General features: G+C 50.9%; 15 protein-coding genes and 1 tRNA gene. 9 read left to right on the top strand and 7 right to left on the bottom strand.

Features of this window, described 5'->3' with window-relative positions:
* Nucleotide 1: 1 nt before the first annotated feature.
* Nucleotides 2-1045, top strand: coding sequence for an endonuclease/exonuclease/phosphatase family protein (locus EII14_RS03900; protein WP_124931255.1), 1044 nt, complete (start codon nucleotides 2-4; stop codon nucleotides 1043-1045).
* A 147-nt stretch (nucleotides 1046-1192) separates the two neighbouring features.
* On the opposite strand, the gene EII14_RS03895 is transcribed toward EII14_RS03900, so the two are convergent.
* From EII14_RS03895 to EII14_RS03870, 6 genes are all read right to left on the bottom strand, one after another.
* Nucleotides 1193-1263 (bottom strand) — tRNA-Gln (locus EII14_RS03895).
* 133 nt (nucleotides 1264-1396) lie between these two features.
* Nucleotides 1397-2368, bottom strand: coding sequence for a glycosyltransferase (locus EII14_RS03890; protein ID WP_124931254.1), 972 nt, complete (start codon nucleotides 2366-2368; stop codon nucleotides 1397-1399).
* Nucleotides 2361-3170 carry a phosphorylcholine transferase LicD gene (locus EII14_RS03885; RefSeq protein WP_124931253.1) on the bottom strand — a complete coding sequence of 270 codons (810 nt, stop codon included), beginning with the start codon at nucleotides 3168-3170 and terminating at the stop codon, nucleotides 2361-2363. The genes EII14_RS03890 and EII14_RS03885 overlap by 8 nt, the downstream gene beginning before the upstream one ends.
* A 130-nt stretch (nucleotides 3171-3300) precedes the next feature.
* Complete coding sequence (locus EII14_RS03880; protein ID WP_124931252.1) at nucleotides 3301-3762, bottom strand: adenylyltransferase/cytidyltransferase family protein; 462 nt, start codon at nucleotides 3760-3762, stop codon at nucleotides 3301-3303.
* Nucleotides 3763-3809: 47 nt separating this feature from the next.
* Nucleotides 3810-4817, bottom strand: coding sequence for a glycosyltransferase (locus tag EII14_RS03875; protein WP_124931251.1), 1008 nt, complete (start codon nucleotides 4815-4817; stop codon nucleotides 3810-3812).
* A 19-nt stretch (nucleotides 4818-4836) separates the two neighbouring features.
* Complete coding sequence (locus EII14_RS03870) at nucleotides 4837-6282, bottom strand: lipopolysaccharide biosynthesis protein (protein ID WP_124931250.1); 1446 nt, start codon at nucleotides 6280-6282, stop codon at nucleotides 4837-4839.
* Between the two features lie 1235 nt (nucleotides 6283-7517).
* On the opposite strand from EII14_RS03870, the gene EII14_RS03865 reads away from it, so the two are divergent.
* The 4 genes from EII14_RS03865 (at nucleotide 7518) to EII14_RS03850 (ending at nucleotide 12815) form a co-directional block, all read left to right on the top strand.
* Complete coding sequence (locus tag EII14_RS03865) at nucleotides 7518-8270, top strand: polyprenol monophosphomannose synthase (protein WP_124931249.1); 753 nt, start codon at nucleotides 7518-7520, stop codon at nucleotides 8268-8270.
* Between the two features lie 68 nt (nucleotides 8271-8338).
* Nucleotides 8339-9679: a dihydroorotase gene (locus EII14_RS03860; RefSeq protein WP_124931248.1), complete on the top strand. Its 1341-nt coding sequence runs from the start codon at nucleotides 8339-8341 to the stop codon at nucleotides 9677-9679.
* Between the two features lie 151 nt (nucleotides 9680-9830).
* Nucleotides 9831-10589 (top strand): 1-acyl-sn-glycerol-3-phosphate acyltransferase, encoded by a 759-nt coding sequence (locus EII14_RS03855; protein ID WP_124931247.1) that lies wholly within the window; start codon nucleotides 9831-9833, stop codon nucleotides 10587-10589.
* Nucleotides 10590-10604: 15 nt separating this feature from the next.
* Nucleotides 10605-12815, top strand: a complete 2211-nt coding sequence (locus EII14_RS03850) for a ComEC/Rec2 family competence protein (RefSeq protein ID WP_124931246.1) — start codon at nucleotides 10605-10607, stop codon at nucleotides 12813-12815.
* Between the two features lie 135 nt (nucleotides 12816-12950).
* On the opposite strand, the gene EII14_RS03845 is transcribed toward EII14_RS03850, so the two are convergent.
* Nucleotides 12951-13433 carry a ferritin gene (locus EII14_RS03845; RefSeq protein WP_124931245.1) on the bottom strand — a complete coding sequence of 161 codons (483 nt, stop codon included), beginning with the start codon at nucleotides 13431-13433 and terminating at the stop codon, nucleotides 12951-12953.
* Between the two features lie 214 nt (nucleotides 13434-13647).
* On the opposite strand from EII14_RS03845, the gene EII14_RS03840 reads away from it, so the two are divergent.
* From EII14_RS03840 to EII14_RS03825, 4 genes are all read left to right on the top strand, one after another.
* Nucleotides 13648-14424 carry an AMP nucleosidase gene (locus EII14_RS03840; RefSeq protein WP_124931244.1) on the top strand — a complete coding sequence of 259 codons (777 nt, stop codon included), beginning with the start codon at nucleotides 13648-13650 and terminating at the stop codon, nucleotides 14422-14424.
* 205 nt (nucleotides 14425-14629) lie between these two features.
* Entirely contained in the window at nucleotides 14630-15658 is a 1029-nt protein-coding gene (gene holA, locus EII14_RS03835; protein WP_124931243.1) for a DNA polymerase III subunit delta, read from the top strand.
* A 1873-nt stretch (nucleotides 15659-17531) separates the two neighbouring features.
* A complete protein-coding gene (locus EII14_RS03830) occupies nucleotides 17532-18089 on the top strand; it encodes a helix-turn-helix domain-containing protein (RefSeq protein WP_124931242.1) in 558 nt (185 codons plus the stop codon).
* A 423-nt stretch (nucleotides 18090-18512) separates the two neighbouring features.
* On the top strand, nucleotides 18513-19202 hold the full coding sequence (locus tag EII14_RS03825) for a DUF262 domain-containing protein (RefSeq protein WP_124931241.1): 690 nt from the start codon (nucleotides 18513-18515) through the stop codon (nucleotides 19200-19202).
* The last annotated feature ends 65 nt before the right edge of the window (nucleotides 19203-19267 follow it).

Raw genomic sequence — 19267 nt, 5'->3', positions numbered from 1 at the left:
CATGTATCTCCGCGCCATTCTTTTGTTTTACTGTTGGTTGTCTTTCTGTTCTCTTTCGGCACAAAGCGGTTGGAGTTATCGCAAGCGGCTTCCGGAGCAGAAAATGCGTTTTCGCGTCATGTCGTGGAATGTGGAAAATCTTTATGACACGCTTCCCGCTCCCGATGCCGACGACTCCGAGTTTCTCCCCACGGCCGAACGGGGTTGGCACACTCGCCGTTATTATCGCAAGTTGGGCGATTTGGCCAAGACGATTGTGGCCTGTGGCGGTGTGCGCCCATTGGAGCTTATTGCTCTCTGCGAGGTGGAAAACGACAGTGTGGTTCACGACCTTTGTCGTCGCACTCGTCTTGCCCGTTTGGGCTATGAATATCTCGTTACCTCTTCTTGCGATCGTCGCGGCATTGATGTTGCGTTGCTCTATCAGCCGGAGGCTTTTGCCCTCATCTCCCATGCGTCTTATGCCGTTCCTTACGACGCGGCGAGAGAACGCCCCACGCGCGACGTGCTGCTTGCCACCGGGCGCACTCCCCGTGGCGACACGTTGGATGTGTTTGTCGTTCATTTTCCTTCGCGGCGCGGCGGTGCCGTCTTTACGGAACCTTATCGTCTTCGTGCCGCAGGCGTGGTGGCGGCGATTGCCGACAGTTTGTTGCGACACCGTGCCTGCCCGAAATTTCTGCTGATGGGAGATTTCAACGACGAACCTCGCGATCGCTGCGTTCGCGAAGTGCTCGCGCCTCATTTCGTTTCGCTTGCCGCCGATGCCCGCCCTTATCCCTCCGAGGGCAATCTTTCGGTCGAAGGCACCTATTATTTTCGCCGTCGTTGGAGTCGCATCGACCAAATCCTTGTTTCTCCCTCTTTGCTCCGTCCCGATGCTTCGCTGACGACTTCGCCGGAAGATTGCCGCATTCTTGCATTGCCTTTTTTGCTCGAAAGAACCGAGCTGGATGACTATAAGCCCAAGCGCACTTATCTCGGCACGCGCTATCATGGCGGTGTGAGCGATCATCTGCCGCTGTTTCTCGATTTGTGGTATTGACCGTTTTGCGGAACTTCCCGTTTGTCATCTTTCCGTTTGTCGCAGCCGTGTTTCGGCAGGTGGCGACAAAACGCATTTCTCCCCGAAAGCTGCTGAGCGGCTTTCGGGGAGAAACGTTGTCGGACAATAAAAGATTTATGTGTTTTGTTGGGGTACCCGGACTCGAACCAGGAAAGACAGGACCAGAATCTGTAGTGTTACCATTACACCATACCCCAAAAAAGGTGGAAGAAAGAGTTGCCGTTCTTTCTCAATGCAAAATTACACACTTTTTCGGTTGTGACCAAAAAAACAATACAATCTTTTGTCGGTCATCCTTTTTTTCTTGAAAAGCATGCCGTCGTTTTTCTCTCACACCTTTTTCTTCAACAGTCTTTTGTATAACCACCTCACTGCCTTTCCGAGTCGGGTGTAGCGGATGCCCCAGTCGCGAATGGCCTCGGCAAAAAGTTGCTCAATTTGAGGATTGGGCGCGGGCGTCCGATAGGAAATGGCAACGGGGCGCGAGAGTGGTCGGCGGTCGTAGCTGAAACGCTGCAAGCAGTCGAAAGCCCTTCCGAAGTGGGTGCCTTGTTTCAGGCCGATGTTGCGCACCAAGGTGTGTGCCGGTGCGAGTGCGAGGCCGTCGGCTTTGCCGACGGCGATCTCCCAACACACGTCCCACGGAATGGGGGTGCGGTCGAGGGAGTGCAGGCAGGGAAAAGCTCCGCCGTATTGCAGTCGGTCGATGTCTTCCGCGGTCAGTCCTTCGAGGGCTTCCGCTTCCGATGCGAAATGCACGAAGTGTTGCCAACGGTCGCGCCATGTGCCCCAGCCCCAGCCTCCGGCGTGGTGCGTGAAGTAGGTTTCGTTTTCCGCGCTTACCATGTCGGGGTGCTCTTCGAGGAGGGAGAGATGAGTGAAGCCCGTGACGTGCATCACGCGCGGCTCGTTGCGATAGAGCGAGAAAGCTTGGTTCATGAAAGCCAAGAAGTGGGGCGCGGTGCAGATGTCGTCTTCCAGCACGATGATCGTGTCGTGTCGTTTCAACACGTGGGCAATGCCGTCGATGATGTTGCGTTCGAGATACACGTTTTCGGGGCGTTCGATGAGCGTGAGGCTTTTCAGTGCGCCCGTGGCGGCTGCCTCTTTTTTGAAGTTGCGCACCAACCGGCGCACTTCGTTCACGGCCGCCCACGAGGCATCGTCCTTTCCGCCGTCGGAAAAGACATAAACGTCCGTTTCGCCGGCCAGCGTGTTGGCCACAAGGTGGCGCAGGGTTTGCTCGGTGTTGTCTGCGCGGTTGTAAACAAAGAGGGCAACAGGGGCGAGAGGGTTAATCATAGAACTCAAAATGTGCGGCGTGAGGGTGCAGGCGGTCGAGGTCGGGCAATTTCATGTAATCTCCGAACTTGCGACGCAGATAGGCCTCCGTGTCGGCCGGAATGGGGGCTTCAAAACCATCGAAAACAGCCTTGCGCAGGGGGAAAGTTTCGCGCTCGTAAATGGTGTTGTCGTAGGGGATGCCGGGCGAATAGTTCAGCTTCTCGGTCGGCCAGAAGCGTGCCAGCAGTCGGAGCAGGGGGAAAACGTAGCGATGGTTGAAATCGTAGATGGCCGACGTTTTCCGCACAAGTTGCTGAGGGTTGTATTCGGGGTTTTTCATCACTTTGTAGACCCGCCCGAAGGTGCGGTTCGACAGCCAGAGCAGCGGCAAGGGCATCTTTTCGTAGGGAAAGATGTCGATGAAGATGCCGCGATGCTTGAAGATGCGGTCGTAGTCGTTGGTTTCGGTGAGGTGGCTCCGTGTATCGCGCACTTTCGCGAAGCAATAGAAATAGCCCGGATCGGTGTCGTGGGTTTGTAGTTTGAGATGCGGCGGCAGTTCGTCGGGCAGAATTTTGAGCAGACGGTCGTAGTCTTCGCGCATCATTTCGATGTCGAGGTCGTCGTCCCACGGAATGTAGCCGCCGTGGCGGATGCAGCCCAACAGAGTGCCGGAGCAGAGCCAGTAGCGCAGGTGGTGTTTGCGACAGATGCGGTCGATTTCGCGCAGCATCTCGGTCATGCGTTCCTGCATGCGGCGCAGCGGCGAACCGTCGGGGTTGAAACGCGCCCGGAGGGCGGCAGGGTCGAAGTTTTGCATATTGGGTTGAGGCTTCGGGGAGGATTGAGGTAGGGTAGGATGTCGGCCGATCGGGAGAGATTGACCTTGCCGGCTTTTTCGGCGCATCCGATCAAGAGCGGCTGCCTGCCCGCCTTCGTCCGCGGTGTTGCTAATCTTTCACTTTCACGTCGGGATTGACGCGCATCTCGACTTTGCTTTTGAGATCCCGATAGTTTTTCAGCACCTCCTCTTTTATTTTTGTCGAACTCACGCCGTCGCCATACGGAAAGTAGAACACCGTAACGCCCAACTCCGTGAGATAGTCGTATTTGCCCGTCCAGTCGTCGCCCACGACGAAGACGTCGATGTTGAGCTTCTTGACGGCTTCGGTGTGGTCGAGGGAGCGTTGCGGAATGATCACGTCGGGATATTTCAAAGCCTCGATGATGGCCAGACGTTCTTCAAAGGGGATGACGGGCGGCCGTTTGTAGCTGCTGACCAGCTCGTCGGTGCTCACGCCGACGATGAGCGTGTCGCCCAGTCCGCGAGCGTATTTGATCATTTTGAGGTGGTTGGAGTGGAACATGTCGAACGTTCCGGAGGTGTAGACCACGATTTTATTGTTGTACATATTCTTGACGTTAGTAGGCTGCAAATGTACGCCAAATCATGTTGAAATCAAAGCGAAAGGCGTTTTTTCAGTTTTCCGAACAAGCGTTTCGCGCTGTATTGGCGACAGCGTTGCCTCACGATCGACGGCAGGGAGCGGAGGTAGAAGGCCGTTTGTCCGCTGTCAATCAACGCCGCAAACCAGTCTTTCTGTCGCGTCACGCCGAGGGAGTTCCACGGTTTTCGAGGGCCGATGTAGTGCAGTTGCACAGGTCGCGTGAGTGCGTCTTTGAATGCCGCGCGTCGTGCTTCGGGCTCGGTCGGCAGGCCGAGGTTGAGGGGATAGAACGGGGTGGTATCGGCATCGACGGCATAGTAGTTGTTTTGCACCACGTTGTGGAGCGGCAGGATGCGCACCTGCTCGCGGCAGGTCAGCGCCATGCAGTCTTGTTCGGGAAAATGGAGGCGCGGATAGTTGGCCTTGTAGTAGTCGGTCATGACGCGCTGCATGCCGTCGCGGCGTATGTTGCGCAGGTCGAAGAGCAGGTAGCAGGCACAGATTTCTCTTGCCAAAAAATAACGCTCCTCCTCGGAGAAATCCGGGTAGAGCTTCATGCGGTCGGAGGGCAAGACGGTGTCTACACCGGCATAGTAGAAGTCTTCGCCCTCAAAGGCGAAAAACGACGGCGCGATGTCGCCCAAAAACACAACATCGACGTCGGAGCAAAGAATGCGGTCGTATTGCGGAAAAAGATCGGCGGCGCAGAGTTTGAAAAAGATTTCTTTGGAAAAATGCGACTTGCCCGGACATTGCTCCACTTCGACGTCGTAAGTCGAAGTGTCGTGAAATTCGAGCGTGGCGTTGTCGAACCGGCCGACCGTTTCGCCGAGTCGCCGCCGTGCATCGTCCGACAGCCCGAAGTGGAGCACGTGGAGCGCATAGCGATGACGCGGATCGGCATGGCGGAGCAAGCTGTGAAAGGTCACAATGGCCGGCACGACGTAGTGCTCGTCGAAGGTGAAAAAGATGGGGATGAGTGTCGGTTCGGCAGGAGTGGGAGAGGGGGAAGTCATCATGGTGGGAGGGGAGATCGGGTTAGCGTTTTTTTCGGACGAGGTAGTCCCAACTTTCTTTCAGAATTTTTGCGCCGCTCAGCCACAAAATGCCCGTGTAGAGGAGGGCGGCGATCGGTATTTTGAGCAGCAAGGCTCCGAGCAACGGCGCGTCGAGCCAAGCTACGATGTGGCAGGTGGCGGCCATTGTGCCGCCTGCGGCGAGCAGGAAGGGGGCGATGTCGAGCAAGCCCTGCCGATAGCCGATGCCGAGTGTGCGGCGCACGAAGTAGTGCCACACGGGAATCCATGCAAGGTTGATGCCGACATAAACGGCCAGCATCGTCATCACGCCATAGGGATAGACCGCCACGGCCGCCGAGAGTTGCACGCAGACCAAGGCAATCAACCCCCACATATATATATGCGCACTGCCGCGGCTGAGCAAAAACTGCGTGTAGAGTGCCGTCACGGGCAAAAATGCTCCGCTCACGCAGAGCATGGAGAGCATGTCGGCCGCCACGAGCCATTTCGACGTAATGGTCAGGAGAATGAGTTCGTGGGCAACGATGGCAAGTCCCAACATCACGGGGAAAGCCAAAAAGCAGGTGAAGCGCATCATTTTGCGAAACACTCGCGCCTGCCGCTCGCGGTCGCCGCCCGTTTCGACAAAAAGCGGCTGTGCCACGCCATTGACCACACCCGTCACCATGGAATGCCCCATGAAGTTCCATTTGTTGGCCTGATTGTAGTGTCCCACTTCGGTGTCGGCATAAAACCGTCCCAACACCAGCGAAAAGAAGTTGTTGTTGATGTGGTTGAAGATGTTGGTCACCAGCAGTTTGCTGCTGAAACCCAGCATTTCCCGAATCGGGGCGAAGTCCCATGCGAGCGTCGGCCGCCATTTCGCAAACCACCAATAGAGCGTAGTGTTCGCGGTCACATAGACGAGCGTTTGCGTGGCAATGCCCCAATACGAATAGCCGAGAGAGGCCAGCGTGATGCCCACGCCGCCCGATGTCATGAGGGCAATGAGGTTGGAAAGCGTGCGCTCTTTCACGCGCAACGTCTTGAAGAGGCGCGCACTCGGCACGATCCCCAAACCTGAAATGACGAACGTCAGAAACAAATAGCGAGCCAGCGGCGTCAGCTCCGGTGCGGAATAGAAATCGGCAATGAGGGGTGCGGCTGCAAAGAGCACGCCGTAGAGCGTGAGGCTCACGGGCAGGCAAAACCAAAACACGGCATTGTAGTCGCGGTGCACCATCGAGGGGCGATTGGTCAGCGCGGCGGTAAATCCACTCTCCTGAATGGTGGCGGCCACGAGCGAGAAAATGGTGAGCATTCCCACCATGCCGTAGTCTTCGGGCGTGAGCAGATTGGCCAGCACGATGCCGAAAGCAAGATTGAGCACTTGCTGCGCACCGTTGCTCAATCCGCCCCAAAGCATGCCTTTGGCGGTTTTGTCTTTTAGGGAGGTGTCGGACATTTATTCTATATGAGTGGTGTTTTTGCAAAAGTACGTTTTTTTTCGACAGACGATGACGAAAAACTACCTCCATTGCAGAAAAAACTACCTCAGAGGTAGAATTTTCTAACTAAGAGATAGAATTTCCTACTCGTTATGCCGTTGTCGCCCGTTCTCGTGGAGTGGGCGCGGCCTCCCGTCCGGTGTGATGCGGACGAGGAGTTTGCGAGAGGCGAAATGAGGTTGCCGCACCGATGAGGCAAGGTGGGATTTCTGCCGATTGCCTCGGATTGAAATGGCTTCATGCCAATCCTTTTCATGAGGGAAAGGCTGAAAACGAAGGTGGTTGTGGCATGATTTACACAAAATGACAAAAAAAGTTCCTCTTTTTTGGCGAAGTTTCATTTTTTGTTGCTATCTTTGCAACCTACAAAAGCATTTGGGGCTTGGCAGCCGGAATTTTGATTTCCACATGTTGCCCCGAATGCTTTTTTTGTTTTTATTGCCCGATGCCGGAATGTTTGTCGCGACATGGACGAAGTTTGACGGCCGAGTTCTCCGGAAAATCGGTCGGTGCAATGAGCTTCAAAGAACGTGGTTGTGGCATGATTTACACAAAATGACAAAAAAAGTTCCTCTTTTGGGGTGAAGTTTCATTTTTTATTGCTATCTTTGCAGTCCACAAAAGCATTTGGGGAATGGCAGCCGGACTCTGTTAATGGCCACATGTCGCCCCGAATGCTTTTTTGTTTTTATTGCCCGATGCCGGAATGTTTGTCGCGGCATGGACGAAGTTTGACGGCCAAGTTCTCCGGAAAATTGGTCGGTGCAATGATTTTCAAAAAACGTGGTTGTGGAAAAATGCGTTTTTTGCTTGTTGTTCTTCCGCATGGCTCATGGCGTAAGCCGTTATGTGTCGGAATTGCAGTTCCGAAAGCAGAATTTTTTCACGCTTTTCTTTGGTGAACCGCAAAAACGTCATCGTCTTTTTTCTTCTTTTCGGCAGATTTCGCATTGGGCAATGGAGGGTATCTTCGCTTCATCGCGGCATGACGAGCCGTTGCCGCATGGTGTTTGCGCTTTTGGGGGACGCAGAGGCTTTTGACGTCTGCCCGACCGGCAGCTTGCGCGTCAATCGATCATAAGGCTTTGTCAATGATGCTTCCCGAAAGACCGACGAAGGGAGTGGGAAAAATGTGTTTATATTTTGAGATGTGGGCGGCAAGTGCTACTTTTGCACCAAACATTCTCAACCCATGCAAAGAAACGACAGCGTAGTCATCATTCCCACCTACAACGAGAAAGAAAACATTGAGGCCATTTTGCGTGCCGTCATCGGTCTTGACGAGCATGCTTTCGATGTGCTCGTCATCGACGACGGCAGTCCCGACGGAACGGCCGACATTGTCAAAAAACTCATGAACGGCGATCTGAACGGTCGCGTCCACCTCATCGAAAGGGCGGGAAAACTCGGCTTGGGCACGGCCTACATCGCCGGCTTCAAATGGGCAATCGAGAAGAAGTATGACTACATCTTTGAAATGGACGCCGATTTCAGCCACGATCCCAACGATCTGCCGCGCCTCTATCGGGCTTGTGCCGAAGAGGGCAACGATCTGGCCATTGGCAGTCGCTATGTCACGGGCGTCAATGTCGTAAACTGGCCGATGGGACGCGTGTTGATGAGCTATTTTGCTTCCAAATACGTGCGCTTCATCACGGGCATCCCCGTGCACGACACCACGGCCGGTTTTAAGTGCTATCGCCGCAAGGTTTTGGAAACCATCGATCTCGACCGCATCCGCTTCAAAGGCTATGCGTTTCAGATCGAACTCAAATTCACCGCTCATCTCTTGGGCTTCCGCATCGCCGAAGTGCCCGTGATTTTCGTCAATCGCCGTTTGGGCACGAGCAAAATGAGTGGCGGCATTTTCGGCGAAGCCCTTTTCGGGGTCATTCGCCTGCGATGTGCGGCACTGACGGGCAAGATAAAAGCCCGCACGGTCTGATCTCCCACTCGACGCTGTCGGCAAGTGCCGACGGGTCGGGTGGTTTTCGATTTTATTACCATCAACTTATGCACAACAGAATACACATCAAAAACGCGACCATCGTCAATGAAGGTCGCCGCTTTGTGGGAAGCGTCGTGCTCGACGACGACCGCATCGAAGAAGTGCTCGAAGGGCGCGACGCGCTCCCGACGTTGCCGGCCGACGAAGTGATCGATGCCGAAGGGTGCTTTGTGCTGCCCGGCGTCATCGACGACCACGTACATTTTCGCGATCCCGGATTGACGCAGAAAGCCGATTTCGATTCCGAAAGTAGAGCCGCCGCCGCCGGCGGAGTGACCACCGTGCTCGACATGCCCAACACGCTGCCGCCGGCCGTCACGCTCGAACGCATCGAAGAGAAGCGCGCCATAGCGGCACAACGGTGCCACGTCAATTACGGCTTTTTTCTCGGAGCTTCCAAAGAGAACGCCGCCACCCTGAGTAAGATAAATCCGCGCATCGTGGCCGGCATCAAACTGTATATGGGCAGCAGCACCGGTTCGTTGCAAGTGGAAGAAGACGACGCACTCCTCACCATTTTTGAACAAAGCCGCCTCCCTATCATGGTGCATTGCGAGGACACACCCACCATTATGGCCAATCTTCGAGCCTGCAAAGCTCAACACGGTGACGATCCCGATGTGTGTTTTCATCCGATCATTCGATCCGAAGAGGCTTGCTACAAAAGCACGTCGCAAGCCATCCGATTGGCCAAACGCACCGGCGCACGCCTCCATGTGGCGCATCTGACCACGGCGCGGGAGTTGGAACTCTTCGAGCCGAACGATGGGCAGATCACCGCCGAGGCTTGTTTGCCACACCTTGTTTTCACCGATGCCGACTACAAGCGGTTGGGCACGCGCATCAAGTGCAATCCGGCCATAAAGACCGAAGCCGACCGCGCCGCCCTCCGCGCCGCCCTCACCGACGGTCGCATTTGCTGCGTCGGCACCGATCACGCGCCACACACCATAACCGACAAAATGGGAGGCGCGGCCAAAGCCGCTTCGGGCATGCCCTTTGTGCAATTTTCGCTTGTGGCGATGCTCGAACTCGTGGACGAAGGCGTGCTCACCATTGAGCGGTTGGTGGAACTGATGTGTCATCAGCCGGCAAAGCTCTTTGCCATCGAAAATCGAGGTTTTCTACGTCCCGGACACATGGCCGACATCGTCATCGTGCGCCCCGATTCGCCATGGACGGTGACGCCCAACCGCATCTTGTCGAAATGTAATTGGAGTCCCGTTGAGGGAAAAACCTATCGTTGGAGGGTGGAAAGCACTTTTGTGAATGGCTTCCTCATTTACAACAACGGACAAATCACCAACGACAATTTCCGCGGACGAAGCATCACCTATCTGCATTGACGACATGCAAAACAACATGTCCTAAGCGCGATTGCCTTCACTGCGAGGTCTTGTTTTTGATACGGCTTCATGCGGCTGTCGAGGTCTTGCCTTGTCGATGGCGGAAGTGTGACGGAGTATGTCGTGAAAATCTTTCACTCATCTGAATATCATGAAATTATTCTATCGTATCTATCAATTTTTCGTGGTGGCTCCTTTTTTCATTCTTACCACCTTTCTCACAGCTTTCTTCACAGCTTTGGGATGCTCAATCGGTTTGTCGCGATGGTTTTCTTTCATGCCCAGCCGCCTTTGGGGTATCGGGCTGATCCGCATGTTGTTCCTGCCCGTCAGGGTCGAAGGGCGCGAACATCTGCAAAAGGGACAGAGCTACGTGTTCGTGGCCAATCATCAAGGGGCATTTGACATCTATTTTCTTTCCGGCTTTCTCGGTCGCGATTTTAAGTGGATGATGAAAAAATCACTTCGTAAAATTCCTTTTGTCGGCTTTGCCTGCGAAAAGGCCGGCTTCATTTTTGTGGACAAATCCAATCGGCACGCCATTGCCGAAACGATGAACATAGCCCGAAAGCGTTTGCAGGGCGGCACTTCGTTGATGGTCTTTCCCGAAGGAGCACGGACATTTGACGGGCGTATGGTGGCTTTCAAAAGAGGAGCTTTTCAACTTGCCGACGAACTGCAATTGCCCGTCGTACCCATCACGATCGACGGATGTTTCGATGTGCTGCCGCGCACACGGGGCTTCGGATTTGTCGATTGGCATCCGCTCCGTTTGGTCATTCATCCCCCCATTGCTCCGAAAGGACAAGGTGGCGATAATGTCAAGACAACGCTCGAAGAGAGCCGTCGTGCCATTATGAGTGCTTTGCCCGAACGGTATCGCGACGAACTTCCAAGCGACGAACGATAAAGCTGTCGATGCTCAATGAACACATCGCTGCCGCCTGCTACATATCTTTCATATTCTCCCCTGCTCCGTTTGCTGCTACCCTTGGCGGTCGGCATCGGAGCAGGGGAGTTGTGTTTTGAACAACTTGCACCGTGGCAGACGGTGTTGTTGGGCACGGCGGTGGGAGTTTGGGCAATTTGCGGTGGTTGGTTGATGAGGCATCGCGGAGGTTCGGGACGTTGGCCGATGACGTTGCTGAATGTTGCCGTTGCCCTTTCGGGCTGTGTGTCGGCCATGACGGCGAGAAATGAAAGTGTATATGTTTGGCCGTCTGAACCACAGACGTTTCGCGCCGTGGTGACCGATGTGCCGCGTCCCACCGAAAAATCGTGGCGCGCCCGTCTGCGTCTGCTCGACGAAGCTCATCGCGATCGCGTGTTGGAGGTGTTGCTCGTCGGACGCGAACGCTCGTTGCAAATCGGCGACGGCATTTTGTTGCATCTGCGGCCGGGCGAGCTTCCGCCTCCTCGAAATCCCGGCGCAACCGATTTTTCTGCGTTTCTCCGACGACAAGGCGTGAGTGGAAGCGGTGTTTGCATGCGCGGAGATTGGCAAATCATGTCTGCACGGGTCGAACTGACGTTCAGAGAGCAGGCTTTGTTGCGGCGCGAACGGCTGATGTCGGCCTATCGTGCACACTTTGAACGCCACGAAGCTGCCGTGCTGGGGGCAATGACCCTCGGACATCGGGCAGACCTCGACGCCGACACCCGACAACTCTATGCCCACACCGGAACGGCACACATCTTGGCCTTGTCGGGGCTGCATCTGGCTGTGCTCTATGGGCTCTATCAAACTCTTGTGCTGACACCTCTTCGTCGGCGCGGCCGTCGTTGGGGCATGCTTGGCGTGTTGGTCGGCTGGGTCGGAATATGGAGCTTCGGCTTCTTGGTGGGCTGGCCGGTGTCGATGGTCAGAGCCGGCGTCATGTTTAGCGTGGCGCAGTTGCTGCAATTGTTTTCGCGTTCCGGTCGTGCTGTTCACGGTCTGTTGCTCACGATGTTGCTGATGTTGGTGGCGCGTCCGCTGTGGTTGTTCGACATCGGTTTTCAGCTTTCGTGCGTGGCGGTGGCAGGCATTCTCTTGCTCCGGCCGTTGATACCGATGCCGGCGGTTTTGAAGAAGCCGACGCCGCAGGAGAGGAAGAGTGCATTGACGAAACGATGCGCATGGTGGCAACTTTCGGTAAGAGCGGCAGGGCGTTGGCTGTTTGAACTCGGAGCGGTTTCACTGGTGGCACAGTTGGCCACGCTGCCCCTCATCGCCCATTATTTTCAGATCATTTCGTGGGGCGGTTTTGTGGGCGGTTTTGTGGCAATTCCGGCAGCTTATTTGCTGTTGTCGGGAAGTGTGTTGTTTGCTCTTTTGCCTATTGCGCGCGAATGGCTGGCCGTGGTGCTTTCGGGCGTGTTGCGGGGAATGGAAACTGTGTTGCAGGGCGTGGCCGGCGTGCCTTTCTCGGTGACGGCGGTGAGGTGGTCGTGGTGGCTGACGGCGGCGGTTTATGGCGTTCTTCTGTTTGCATTTTGGCACATTTCGCATCGGCAAATGTTTTCGCGCCGCACGTTGATGTTCAGAAGCGGTGTGGTGTTGTGCGGACTGGTGGCGGTTGTCGGATTTGAACGCCTGCCGAAAACTACCGAAGCGGCGATGCTGCGTGTCTATCACACACCTGCCGCGCTTGCACTTCATGTGGTGGAGCAGTCGGGACAAACGTGGTTGCTCTCGGACGACGATGTGCGGACGCGGCGATCGCTTTTCGCCACGGCGCGCAACGATTGGAATCCTCGCGGGTGGAGGGTGAATAGCCTGCCGTTGCATCGACTTTTCACGGCCGAAGGTTGCGAAAAGTTGGAGGCAGAACTGCATCGCCGAAAAGACGATTCGCCGTCGGTGGCTTTCGCGCCGCGTGTGGTGTTGATGAGAAATTTGCGTTGCGCAGTGGTGTGTGAACGATTGTCTTATGCTTTTCCGAGGCGGCCGCTCGAAGTCGATCTGTTGGTGTTGGGCAAAGGCTGCACGCGAGGTTTGAAACACGTTTTGCACTTCTATCGTCCGCAGCGTTTGGTTTTGGCGGCTTCGATGTCGGCGTTTTATCGCGAAAAGTATGTTGCTGATGCCGCAGCCATGGGATTGCCCGTTCACGATGTGGAGCAAAAAGGCATGTTTGAAGTGCGGGTGAAATGAAGAAACGTATGAAAGATATGTGCGGAGATCCTGCTGTTGCGTGTCGAAGGACGGAGGGAAAAACGTCTTTTGAGAGTATAACGAAAACGCCCCGACGGCATGAAGCGTCGAGGCGTTGTTGGATGAAAATAGATATTATTGGCGTGCGCCATATTGCTGGTCGAGGTTGAATATGGCGTTGTCGCCCATGCGCTCGATGCGATCCACGATGCTCGAAGCGGTGGCTTCTTCTTCTACTTGCTCGCGCACAAATTGCCAAAGGAAATCTTGCGAAGCCTTGTCGCCCTCGGCAATGGCCTTGTCGAGCAAATCGTCGATCATCTTGCTGACTTTGCACTCGTGTTCGTAGGCGTCCTTAAAGGCATTGAGCGGACTTTCCCAGTTTTGCTTGACAGCATCAATATTGCCGACAACGGCGGTTCCGCCACGTTTGATGATGTAGTTGGCAATGGCGTAGGCGTGATCCATTTCTTCGGAAGATTGTTTCTTCATCCAGTGAGAAAAACCATCGAAACCTTCTTTCTCCATATAGAATGCCATTGAAAGATAGAGGTTGGCCGAATAAATTTCGGCAACGATTTGCCCATTGAGAGCGTCTTGCAGAGTTTGTGAAATCATGGTTATGTCTTATTAAATGTTCGTTGGGTGGAATTTTCCGACGGCTAAATTACGAAAAATATCGTCAATAGCTGTGTCGTCGGCTGTTATTTTTGCCATAATACCGTGCTTTTATACCGACAAAGAGGGTGGAGGAAACAACGAAACTTGTCTGCCTCTTCTTTTACACCCCAAGATTTTTCGCTACCTTTGCCAAAATACAATACATACACCTATGAAAAGTAAAGAAGAGATTTGCGGAAATTGGTTGCACCGCTACACCAAACTGCCGCTCGAAGATTTTGGCGACCTCATCCTACTCACCAATTTCAATAACTATGTGGATATGTTTTGTGAGCAGATGAAAGTCGAAGCCGTGGGGTTCGATGCCAATATGCGTGCCGCGACGGCCGAAGGCATCACGATGATCAACTTTGGAATGGGATCGCCCAACGCTGCGTTGATCATGGATTTGCTGTCCAGCGTAAAACCGCGTGCCGTTCTCTTCCTCGGAAAAACGGGAGGAATTTCCAACAAAACGCAGTTGGGCGACTATATTCTGCCGCTTGCCGGTATCAGAGGTGAAGGTACGTCGAACGACTATTTTCCGCCGGAGGTGCCGGCATTGCCGGCATTCATGCTGCAACGTGCCATATCGACCGCTTTGAGAGATGCGTCGCTCGACTATTGGACGGGCACCGTCTATACCACGAACAGGAGAGTTTGGGAACACGACGAAAAGTTCAAATCTTATCTCCGCACCACAAGAGCAATGGCCGTGGATATGGAAACGGCTACGCTTTTCTCTTGCGGATTCTACAATCATATTCCGACAGGGGCTTTGCTCTTGGTGAGCGACAACCCCATGACACCCGAAGGCGTGAAGACCGAAAAATCGGATAATCATGTGACGCAGAATTTTGCCGCCACCCATGTCAAAATCGGCATCGAGGCGTTGCGACTTTTGCAAGGCGACCGAAAAACGGTGAGGCACTTGAAATTTGATTGGTAAGTAGGTGTTGAAAATCAAACAATACTTCTTTGTAGGCCGTTGATTTTATTGACATCATCTTTGTCTTTCTTTTTCGTCAGTCTGCTGTTGCTTGTCAGTCGTGTAGAGTCCGCTACACTCCTTCTGTTCGCCGGCAGACTGACGAAAACAAAAGCAAATCCGATATCAATAAATTCTCAATACCTACTTAAACCGTTTCTTTTTTATGGCTAAAAAAGCGACTGCCTCGGTGACGCACGAATCTATTGTGAGAGATGTGCGCGCCGGCAACATTGCTCCCGTCTATTATTTGATGGGAGAGGAGAGTTATTATATAGATAGAGTTTGCGACTTCCTAATCGATACATTGCTCAAACCCGAAGACCGTGATTTCAATATGATCACCCTGTTCGGAGCAGAAACCGACACGATTTCCGTACGCCACGCTGCCATGGGATTTCCGATGGGAGCAGAGCGTTTGGTGGTCGTTGTCAAAGAAGCGCAAAACTTGAAAGACATCGAGCAACTCGAACCTTATCTCAAACAACCGCAACTTTCCACCGTTTTGATCATCTGCCATAAAAACGGAACGATCGATCGCAGAAAGGGGGTGGTGAAGCTGATTGAAAAAAATGGAGTGTTGTTTGAAAGCGTGAAGTTGCGCGATTATCAACTCCCGACTTGGATTACTCAATATCTGCGCCGGAAACACTTGGCCATCGAACCGCAGGCGGCTGAAATGTTGGCGGCCTATGTCGGGGCAGACTTAAACCGACTGGCAGGAGAACTCGACAAATTGGTTATCGCACTGGCCGAAGGCGGAAATACCGTGACGACCGACCTCATCGAGCGACATATCGGAGTGAGTAAGGAGTTTAATATTTTTGAACTGACTGACGCGCTCGGCCGAAAAGACGTGATAAAAGTAAATCGTATTGCGAATTATTTTGATAGTAATCCGAAGCAAAATCCAATTCAAAAAACATTGCCGGCCTTGTTTCGCTATTTCTCCAACTTGATGTTGGCCTATTATGCCCCCGACAAAACAAAAGCGGGGATCGCCTCGTGGTTGGGAGTGTCGGAGTGGCAGGTGGAGAAAAGCATTCTGCCGGCGATGAGTGTTTATACGGGGAAAAAGGTAATGAGTATTATTGGTCAAATTCGCCGAACGGATGCGCGAAGTAAAGGAGTGGATAATCCTTCTATTGCTTCCGGAGACTTGATGAAAGAGTTGCTCTTTTTTATCTTGCACTGATTGGCGGCGAGAGCTTCATCAAAAGGAAGTGCGACGGCTTCCGATTTTCACATTGTGAAAATCGGAAGCCTTTTTTCGTATCGACGATGACGGGAGAGGGGAGAAAAGTTGAGGAGATCGGAACGCGAATGGAGGAGATCAGGAAGAGTAAAAACGGATTGGAGAGAAAAAATGTGCGGACTTGAAACCCTCGTTTTGGAAGTGAGAGAGGAAAGAATTCGGAGAACTATGGGTGATGCGGATGTAGGAGTTGAGGTGTCTTCCTGCATTGTGAAACACGCTCAAAGAGTGGGGGAGAAAAGTGTGTCGAATGCGGAAGTTTGCAGATGAAATTCTTTTCATCTTCTCTGGCCTTTTTCCTATTTTGGCAACAATAAAAACAAGACGGAGATTTTTGTATGGCTTTTTACTGCAAATAGAAAAATGAATAATAGAGGGTAGGGCGTTGGAAATACGCAAAAAATAGATTCGAAATTTTCTATATCTTTTTTTCGAATGGATGCTTTCGGCATGAACATTGAGAGGAAGAAAACTATATTTGTAGCCGAAAGAAAAGGGTAGGGATATGATAAAAAAGAAAAGGCATCGATCCGACAAGATGCCTTTTCCGAGAAAATCTCATCGGAAAATGTAAATATGGGGTGTGTAGGGCGAAAAGAAGACTAAAAAGCAAATAAAACCGACAGAAAACAGCCGAAAAATAGAAGATAAACACTAAAAACAAGCAAGCTATCTATTTATTTGACCTCTCTTTGATATCTTTATTTTTGTATTTTAGTTTCAGATTATGAGTTGTTTAGGTGGATTTCTGCTCGCTGAGAATTGCGTGAGAGTGAACAAGCTGCACCAATGGGCGTTTTTCGGTGAAAAGGGGCTGTTTTATGCCTCTTTCGTTTGAATACATTTTTCATTAGCTTTTGTTTGTATTTCGTTTTCTTAATTGTGGATTTGTATATTCAAATACCGCAGGTTTTGCAATTCATGTTTGTGTACAACAAGAGACAAGAATAGATAGATGTAACAAATGTAGATATATTGTTTTGTGTTTTTGTTTTGCTTATATCGGTTTGTGTATCTTTAATTATTCACTCGAATTTTATTTTTATATAGGCTTGTAAATCAGTATTTTCTTCTATTCTATAAGAGGGTTTATATGATCTTTTTGATGAAAAGGCTCTTTTGAAGCATTGAAAGCGCAGTTTTTTCATCTACTTCATCTAATAGTCTGTTTTAAGCCAATGATTTGATAGAAATAAGGAAAGTGGAGCTTATAGGCCATTTTCGGGGATTTTGGTTTGTATATGCAAATGTTTATAGCGACATGAAAGTTCTTGATTTGGATATGTGAATGCTAAAATGGATATGTGGAAATTTGGGTTTTGAATTTGCAGTATTGGTTTGTTGTTTGTTTCAGGATTTATTTTTACCTTTGTAGAGGATAAGGAAATGGACGAAAAGCAGCTTGTTTCTCCTGCTCTGTACTTCCTTTCCGTATCTTCCCCTCTCTTTTCTCATAGAAACGAATGGAGATATGGAGAGAAGTTCGGCTTTTGGGTGGCGAAATTTTCGGCAGGTATATTCGTAACTTTCCGATAATACTGTTTAAGCATAAGTCTTGACGAATGGAACGCTCGGAAGTGAATATGCAGTAAAGCGCATAAGGAACAATACCACCATTTTTTACCTGTCGGAAACTCGGGATTTCTCTCTAAATAAAACTGCGGTTTGAGGAGGAAGAATTAGGACCCTTCTTTTTCTTCTTGAATTGCTTTTATTTTAAGGATACGGAAACAGTCCGAATCCGATGATTGAGATAAAGAAAATTTAGATACACATATATAAATGGAGAATCATTTCTCATCGCGATTAAAAAATGAAAGATAGAATACGTGCCATTATGGAAATGTATGACATGACCCAACAAAACTTTGCGCAAAAGTTGGGCTTGTCGCCTGCTGCGATTTCGAGTATTTTTACCGGACGCACGAACCCTACGAATAATCACATTCAAGCCATACATAAGGCTTTTCCGGAAGTCAGTACGAATTGGGTGCTGTTTGGAGAGGGGGAAATGCTGACAGGATCTCATTCTTCGGCTTCCGTGGGAGCTTCCGGAGATAGTGGTCAAAATTTCGGTTTCTCAAAAGGAGATGTGATGGATATAGGAGCTTCTCTTTTTGAGAATGAAATCGGAACAACTCTTTTTTCGGAAGTGCCGGCAATGCCTGCCAAAACATCTTCCGCAACAGTCAATCCCTCTCCCACCTCGGCGACGATGAATTTTTCAACCCCTGCGTCTGTTTCCAAGCGTTCTATGCAAGATCCGAATGAATTGGCGAAAAATATTGATAGACCTCAGCGAAAAATAAAGGAAATACGTGTGTTTTTTGATGATGGAACATTTGAGGCCTTTTCTCCTTCCTCGAAATGAAATCATAAAAATATAGCTGTCCGCTAAAAGTGGAAAAGAGCCGGTTTCTTGTTTGGGAAATCAGCCCTAATTTCTAAGAGAAGAAAAGGTTTTACGGATACCCTGTAATAAAAAATACGCATTTGGCTCTTCGTAAGAATAAAATAATAAGTGTTTTTGCTGTCCGGTAAAACTCCGAACCACCCTTGAATTTTTCTGTTATATAGAAAACCTACAAAAGAAATCGCATTAGGCGGCTTGTGTTTTTCATACCGGCCTTGCTGCAATAGATTGTGTCGCTTCACATAAGGCCTGCCCGGAAAAACATTACCACCTCTGCATAATTGCCGCGCGTTGCGGATATGAATAAACAAGCTGTCACCATGCCATGACCGTAGCAGAAGCCTGCACAGCCATTGTGTTGAGGATTTTATACATTTCAATATGGCTTTACAAATACGTACACAGGTAAATACCAAAGTTGAGCAAATAGTTACCCATAAACTTCCCGGAAGAGAAGTTTATTGCAGCTATCATAATAATTCATCAAAAAAAGCTCACAAGAAGAGGTTTATTCAAGTACAGACAGCATTCCCAAATAGAGAGAGTGTTCACTATGAGTATATATGCGGACATTGGGAACTTCATATAGAGCCTCCGAGAGAAAGCGATGGTTATAGATATGGTAGAATCGTTAGATATATCAAAGAACATATCAATGGCTCTCCTCTCTTGATATGGCGTAATGAAGGTTGGAGAGATATTGCTATTTATCAAGAGGAGGTATGCAATAATGAGCAGCTTGAAAAGATTCTTATAGAGCTTTCCAATATATTTGACAATGTATTGGCCGAATGTGCAGAGATCTTCAAACCGCTGGATCTGTCGGAACAATATGTCCAAAAGGGAGAACTTCAAAAACTGGATGTTGAAAGCGAAGTAAGCCTAAAAACTCTTTCTATGCGTGAAGTTTTCGATCTTCCGCTTATCATTCCGGAATATCAACGCATATATTGTTGGGAAGACAAGAATATTTCAACATTATGGAACAACTTGCTGGAAATGCCGGAAGGTCAATCCTATCATCTTGGTGCTATCATTCTTCAAAATGGTAATGTCCGAAAAAGTGTGTAAGATTTCCCTCCGTTCCTCCCCCAGGCTTTGGGTTAACCCAAGCCTGGGGGAGTTTTGTGGTGTTG

The organism is Alloprevotella sp. OH1205_COT-284, from assembly GCF_003859795.1.
Taxonomy (GTDB): domain Bacteria; phylum Bacteroidota; class Bacteroidia; order Bacteroidales; family Bacteroidaceae; genus Alloprevotella.
The sequence above is the reverse complement of the archived record's forward strand: the minus strand, read 5'-3'. Positions and strand labels throughout refer to the sequence as shown.

Excerpts from the sequence above, each read along its gene's own strand:
- EII14_RS03900 (WP_124931255.1), top strand. The coding sequence starts at position 2 with ATGTATCTCCGCGCCATTCTTTTGTTTTACTGTTGGTTGTCTTTCTGT.
- EII14_RS03890 (WP_124931254.1), bottom strand. The coding sequence starts at position 2,368 with ATGATTAACCCTCTCGCCCCTGTTGCCCTCTTTGTTTACAACCGCGCA.
- EII14_RS03885 (WP_124931253.1), bottom strand. The coding sequence starts at position 3,170 with ATGCAAAACTTCGACCCTGCCGCCCTCCGGGCGCGTTTCAACCCCGAC.
- EII14_RS03880 (WP_124931252.1), bottom strand. The coding sequence starts at position 3,762 with ATGTACAACAATAAAATCGTGGTCTACACCTCCGGAACGTTCGACATG.
- EII14_RS03875 (WP_124931251.1), bottom strand. The coding sequence starts at position 4,817 with ATGATGACTTCCCCCTCTCCCACTCCTGCCGAACCGACACTCATCCCC.
- EII14_RS03870 (WP_124931250.1), bottom strand. The coding sequence starts at position 6,282 with ATGTCCGACACCTCCCTAAAAGACAAAACCGCCAAAGGCATGCTTTGG.
- EII14_RS03865 (WP_124931249.1), top strand. The coding sequence starts at position 7,518 with ATGCAAAGAAACGACAGCGTAGTCATCATTCCCACCTACAACGAGAAA.
- EII14_RS03860 (WP_124931248.1), top strand. The coding sequence starts at position 8,339 with ATGCACAACAGAATACACATCAAAAACGCGACCATCGTCAATGAAGGT.
- EII14_RS03855 (WP_124931247.1), top strand. The coding sequence starts at position 9,831 with ATGAAATTATTCTATCGTATCTATCAATTTTTCGTGGTGGCTCCTTTT.
- EII14_RS03850 (WP_124931246.1), top strand. The coding sequence starts at position 10,605 with ATGAACACATCGCTGCCGCCTGCTACATATCTTTCATATTCTCCCCTG.
- EII14_RS03845 (WP_124931245.1), bottom strand. The coding sequence starts at position 13,433 with ATGATTTCACAAACTCTGCAAGACGCTCTCAATGGGCAAATCGTTGCC.
- EII14_RS03840 (WP_124931244.1), top strand. The coding sequence starts at position 13,648 with ATGAAAAGTAAAGAAGAGATTTGCGGAAATTGGTTGCACCGCTACACC.
- holA (WP_124931243.1), top strand. The coding sequence starts at position 14,630 with ATGGCTAAAAAAGCGACTGCCTCGGTGACGCACGAATCTATTGTGAGA.
- EII14_RS03830 (WP_124931242.1), top strand. The coding sequence starts at position 17,532 with ATGAAAGATAGAATACGTGCCATTATGGAAATGTATGACATGACCCAA.
- EII14_RS03825 (WP_124931241.1), top strand. The coding sequence starts at position 18,513 with ATGGCTTTACAAATACGTACACAGGTAAATACCAAAGTTGAGCAAATA.